7 protein-coding genes are annotated in these 5,247 nt (G+C 74.3%); 3 read left to right on the top strand and 4 right to left on the bottom strand.

Annotated features, from left to right (window positions below):
• Positions 1-206: 206 nt before the first annotated feature.
• Positions 207-590 (top strand): hypothetical protein, encoded by a 384-nt coding sequence (locus ACFV4F_RS42100; protein ID WP_380511093.1) that lies wholly within the window; start codon positions 207-209, stop codon positions 588-590.
• Here ACFV4F_RS42100 and ACFV4F_RS42095 read toward each other — a convergent pair.
• The 3 genes from ACFV4F_RS42095 to ACFV4F_RS42085 form a co-directional block, all read right to left on the bottom strand.
• Entirely contained in the window at positions 587-1,378 is a 792-nt protein-coding gene (locus tag ACFV4F_RS42095; protein WP_380511090.1) for a hypothetical protein, read from the bottom strand. The genes ACFV4F_RS42100 and ACFV4F_RS42095 overlap by 4 nt on opposite strands.
• 90 nt (positions 1,379-1,468) lie before the next feature.
• Positions 1,469-1,795 (bottom strand): nuclear transport factor 2 family protein, encoded by a 327-nt coding sequence (locus ACFV4F_RS42090; protein ID WP_380442565.1) that lies wholly within the window; start codon positions 1,793-1,795, stop codon positions 1,469-1,471.
• Between the two features lie 59 nt (positions 1,796-1,854).
• Positions 1,855-2,397, bottom strand: coding sequence for a hypothetical protein (locus ACFV4F_RS42085; RefSeq protein ID WP_380511087.1), 543 nt, complete (start codon positions 2,395-2,397; stop codon positions 1,855-1,857).
• Positions 2,398-2,500: 103 nt separating this feature from the next.
• Between ACFV4F_RS42085 and ACFV4F_RS42080 the strand changes: the two genes are divergently transcribed.
• Positions 2,501-2,758, top strand: a complete 258-nt coding sequence (locus tag ACFV4F_RS42080) for a hypothetical protein (protein WP_380511084.1) — start codon at positions 2,501-2,503, stop codon at positions 2,756-2,758.
• A gap of 367 nt (positions 2,759-3,125) precedes the next feature.
• On the opposite strand, the gene ACFV4F_RS42075 is transcribed toward ACFV4F_RS42080, so the two are convergent.
• Positions 3,126-4,196, bottom strand: a complete 1,071-nt coding sequence (locus ACFV4F_RS42075) for a dienelactone hydrolase family protein (RefSeq protein WP_380511081.1) — start codon at positions 4,194-4,196, stop codon at positions 3,126-3,128.
• 264 nt (positions 4,197-4,460) lie between these two features.
• On the opposite strand from ACFV4F_RS42075, the gene ACFV4F_RS42070 reads away from it, so the two are divergent.
• On the top strand, positions 4,461-5,247 hold a 787-nt coding region (locus ACFV4F_RS42070), incomplete at its 3' end, for an ArsR family transcriptional regulator (RefSeq protein ID WP_380511096.1).

The following is a 5,247-nucleotide window of genomic DNA, read 5'->3' as shown; positions in this document are numbered from 1 at the left end:
CTCCGATCCTATGCCGCCCGTCGCTCTCACGCCGCTTCCAAAGCGACCACGCCCCCGCCGGGCTCCAGTGCCGCCGAGGCCGGCCGGGCCGACCGGTCAGGGCCGACCGGTCAGGGCCGACCGGTCAGGCGGCGAGGGCCTCGGCGAGGTCGGCGTTGGTGAGGGCGCGACCTCCAATGCCCCAGGCGCCGTCGCGGGCGTTGAGGATGTTGACCCACGACGGGGCGGTTCACGCCGCCCGCGTAGACGTCGAGGCCTTCTTCGAGCTGGTCAGGCCGGTGGTCGCGGATTCGGCGACGGGCAGCGGCTGCGCCGTCGCCGCCGTCACCATCGGCACCGGCTCGGAGGACGACTACGTGGCGCTGCGCCGGATCGCCTCGACGGCGTTCACGGCATGGGTGGACCGCCTCGCCGAGCGGCTGTCCACCGCCGGGCTCGACGCCGACACCGCGAGCGGACTGGCCGCGACGCTGATCACGCTGCTGCAGGGCGCGCACGTGCTGTGCCGGGCGGCCGGCGACCTCGCACCCTTCGAGCAGGTCGTGCGGACCGCCGGCGCACTCGCGCCGGGGCTGCGACGGAACGGCTAGGAACCGCCCAGAAGCAGCCAGAGCAACAGCGACAGGTACGGCGTGGCCAGCGCCCCGCCGAGGCCCGCGCCGAACACCAGCCCGAAGAGCAGGTCGGCCAGCCACATCACGCGCGTCGGCGCGATCACGCGCGACGGGTCGCGCAGGTCGTAGCGGACCTCGTTGCGCCGGTTGCCCCAGCGGACGGACTCGTCGTGCGCGGAGCCGTCGAGCGCGCGGAACAGTGCGCGGAGGTCACCGGCCTTGGCGTACGTGGCGAAATCGGGCTTGAACTCCGCCCGCACCGTCACCCCGCGCCGCCACACCCGCCAGCGCTTGACCGGCTGGACCACCCGGAGGGACAGCCCGATCAGCCAGAGGCCGGCCGCCGCCATCGCCCAGGCCACGAGCGTGACCCAGCCTCCGGCCAAAAGGGCGACCGGCACGGCGAGCGCCGCGTGCCCGATCTGCACGCGGACGAGCGGCGACGAGGCGCGCAGGGCCCGGGCCGTCCGCCGCATCGCCCTGACCACGGCGGGCGGCGGCGTGACGTCCCGGATCGGCGGGCGGTCGCCCGGCCCGGGGCTGTCGCCGATCAGCGGCTCGATCTCGTCCGCGAGCGCCCGGGCGACCTCCGGCAGCCGGTGCCGGAGCGTCAGCGAGGTGTCGTCGAAGAGCTCGACCGTCAGCGTCCCGCCGTCCACGCCGACCCTGCGCACCCAGACGCCCGGGACGACGATCAGCTCCCGCCCCCGCTGCCAGTGCACCGCGCCGTCGGCCACCCACAGCCGGGCCCGACCCTGCACCATGATCACGCCTGATGACCTGTCAACCGCTCTGCCATCCCCCATGAATGATCATCATACGGAGGCAGGGCTCCCGGCGGCTCCGAACAGCGATCAACCGAGGAAGTCCACCCGGTCGATCAGGCCCTCGCGGACCCGGTAGCCGACCAGCACCCGGACCGGGTCGGCCTTGATGCCGTGGGCGATCTCCCGATCCACGACCCACTCCCCCTCGGTCAGCCGCCCGACGATCTCGGCCCGGCACTGCGCCTTCGCGAACATGCCCGCGTACACCTCGCGCAGCGCCTCGCGCCCGTCGAGACGGCTGCCGTCGCGGCGGTTGACGGTGACATCGGGGGCGTAGGTCGCCAGGAAGGCGTCCAGGTCATGGCTGTTGTAGGCGGCGAGCTGGCGTTCGACGACGATCTCCGGAGTGGTCATCGGACGATCATGCAGCGCGAGCTGCCGTTCGTCCAGGGATGACCGGGTGACCGTTCGTCTCAGACGTACTGGAGCAGCGGGAAACCCAGAAAGCCGTCGAGGCCCGCCCACTCGAACACGCAGACCGCGGCCACGACGTCCGCCTCCGCCCTCACCCCACCCCACACGCCGCCGCGCCGCTCCCCCACCACATCGCCGCGCGCGGACACCGCCTGGATCCTGAACCCCTGCGTCCGGAACCGGATCGCCCCGCCCGCCATCGACAACACGACGGACCGGCCGGACGGCAGCAGCGAGCGCTGCCCCCTCACCGTCATGCCGACCCCGGCGAACTCCCCGTGGACGGTCTTCGCCACCCGGCGCAGCGCCGGGCCGCCCGGATTGCCCATGTCGTGGAGGACGAGGACGTCGTTCCCGCCGATGCCGACGGTCCACTCCTCCCAACCCTCCCACTGGCTCTCGACACCACCCCGCGTCGCCCGCGCCCGGTGCAGGAGCACCTCCCCCAACGGGCTCCGGGCGCGCGCATAGAGGCGCCGCTCCTTGGCGGGGTCGCGCCAGTCGCCGGAGCCGACAAGCCTTTCGAATTCCACGTCATCCATCCGAACTTCTCGAAGGTCTCCACTCACGGCGAGACCATGGCCAGAGCGTCATTCCACCCCACGACTCGACGAGTCCACCCGGCGGGCCCCCTTCGGTGCGGCTGTGGGCGACCCCCAAGGGGCTGCCCCTCTTCAACGGAACAATCCCGTAGCGGGGATCACGACCGGCCTGCGCGTCGCGATGAACGGCGACGAGGCGGACCGAATCGCCGTTGCCACAGGGTTCTTCGAATCACTGCTGAACGCCTGGGACGACGGGTTCGGCCTCGCATCGGTCCAGCCGGCCGTCGGGCCGGAATCACGCGCCTACTGCCGTGCCTGGAACGACTTCGGGGGCATCGAGTCGCCCGCCTGGATGTGATGAGCCGATTCTGTGACGGCCCGGCGGTCAGCGCTCGTCGACGGCGTGGCCCAGGCTCCGGGCCTGCTCGGCGACGGCGGTGAAGTCCGCGGTCGCCGACAGGGCGGCCACCGTTCGGCGGGTGAGCGGGGCTCCGGTCAGGACGGCCTGGACGGCTTCGTGGTCGATGTCGCGTTCGTAGGAGTCCCCGGCCCAGTCGGCGTACGCCTCCGCCGTGCCGTCCGCCGGCAGGCCGAACAGCCAGTCGGCGCCGTCCGATTCGTCGTCGGCGAACTCGACCGGGCCGCTGCCCCACCCCTCCGCGCCCGTCCCGTGCCACGGGATGCGTTCCGTGCGTCCGCCGGTCCTGTGTCCGGCCCGGTGAGGGCTACCGCTTCCAGGGGCGGGCGAACTCGTGCAGGGCCGCCACGGCCGCGGGTGCCAGGGTGTGGTCGTTCACCGGCGTGCCGGCCGGGTGGAGGAAGTGGTCGACGCCGTCGAGGGTGCGCAGGCCGGGGCCGGTGGTGCGGGCATGGGCGAGGGCGGCGAGCAGGGGCGGGGTGGTCGCGCAGGGGACGTTGGTGTCGGCGGTGCCGCACGTGACGGTGACCCGGGTGCCGGGGCGGATCGCGCGGGCGACGTCGGGCGGGTAGACGGCGTCGTCGCTGCGCACGAAGCGGGCGTTGTTCGGGCCGAACAGCGCGTTCAGGAGGGCGGCGAGCGGGGGCAGCAGCGTGCTCGTGTCGGCCGGGCGGCCGGCCCGGAATTCCGCTATTGCGGCGCTCACGCCCGCCTTGTTCGCCTCGGCCTGCGCCGCGGTCACCTGGCCGGCGGCCACGGCCTGGTCGAGCTGGCCGGCGACCTGGGCGGCGAGGAGGTCGAGCAGGCGAGCGTCCTGCGGGGCCAGCAGTGCGAGACCGGCCGGCGCGGGCCGGACCGTCCGGGCGACGAGGAGGGCCTGCAGGCCGCCCTCGCTGTGGCCGACCACCAGGAGGGCGTGCGGGTCGGCCTCGGGCTGGTCGCGCAGGGTGGTGTAGGCGGCCGCGGCCTGGCGGGTGAAGGCGTCGAGGTCGAGCCGGCCGGGGTCGCCCTGGTAGGCGCCGGGGCCGGTGCGGCCGGTGAAGTACTTGTCGAAGCGCAGCGTCATGACGCCGTCGCCGCCGAGGGTGTCGGCGAGTTGGGCGAGGGTGCCCGGGGTCAGTGCGGGCGGCTCGTCGCCGTTGCGGTCGGTCGGCCCGCTGCCGGGGAGCAGCAGGGCGGCGGCGAGGCGGTGTCCGGCGCGGTGGGCGGGGACGTGGAGGGTGCCGTAAGCAGTCGTGCCGTCGGCGGTGAAGCGGATCTCGCGGTCGGCGGCGGGGATGAGCCCGCCGCGGTCGGCCGCGGTCGCGGCGGGTGTGCCCAGCCCTGCCACGGAGACTGCGGCGAGCAGGACGGCCGTCGCCAAGGTACGCCAACGCATCTGTGTTCTCCCGAGAGTTGAGGTGTGGTTCAGCGGCCGATCGGTTGCATGACCGTCACGAGGGCGGCCGGCTCCCCAACCTACGTGAGCATCTCGTGGATGCGGCGGCGCGGGCCGTGCTGCCGGTCGACCGGCGGGAGCGCCGGGGCCGTGGCCCGAATGCAACGCCGGTGGGGCCCGGCGGTCCTCGGCCCGCAGGTCCACTGGCATCATGAACGCCCGGTGGCGGTCGGCCGGTTCGGGGAGGGAAGGGCAGGGGACGGGATGCCGTTTCGGTTCCACTTCACGGGCGAGGACCTGGCCCGGACGCGCGTGGCCGGGAGCGTGGCTCCGATGATGGAGCTGAACGCGGCCCTGCGCGTCCTGCAGGACCGCGGCCAGGACGTGCGGTTCGGGGCGTGGCGCCGCGAGGTCCGGGGCCGGCTGGGGCCGCGGGCGCGGATGGTCCTGGACCTGGTGCCGTCGCACGGGCTGTCGCCGGGGTTCCTCAACCCGACGGGCACCCGGAGCGTCGCGGAGCTGCTGGAGGCCGTCGCGGCCACGCCGGGCCGGCGGATCCGGGAGGACCTCGCCGAGGTGGCGGCCGTGCAGCCGGTCCCCGGGTGGGCCCGGGCGCTGGGCGAGGACCGGGAGTTGCTGGGCCGGCTGGTCGGGGCGCTCGGCCACGTCCACGACGTGCTGCTCGCGCCGTACCGGGCGCCGGCGGAGGACCTGCTCGCGGCCGACCGCGCGGCCCGTGGGCGCGACCTGCTGGAGGGCGGGGTCCAGCGGCTGTTCAACCAGCTGCTTCCGTCGCGCATCCGGTGGGAGGCGCCGGTGTTGAGCGTCAAGATGTTCTCGGGGTTGGACGAGGACATGCACCTGGACGGCCGGGGGCTGCTGCTGATCCCCTCCGCGTTCGTCACGGGGGCGGCCGTGGTGTTCCCGGAGGGGAGGCCGCAGCCCGTGCTGCTCTACCCGGCTCACCAGCCGGACGCCGTACGGCCGTTGGGCTCCGCGTCGGCGCCGACGTCCGCGGCGCTCGCGGCGCAGCTGGGCCGTACCCGCGCGG

The organism is Kitasatospora sp. NPDC059722 (assembly GCF_042733235.1).
Lineage (GTDB): Bacteria > Actinomycetota > Actinomycetes > Streptomycetales > Streptomycetaceae > Kitasatospora.
Note: the sequence above shows the minus strand (reverse complement) of the source record. Positions and strands in the feature narration are given on the sequence as shown.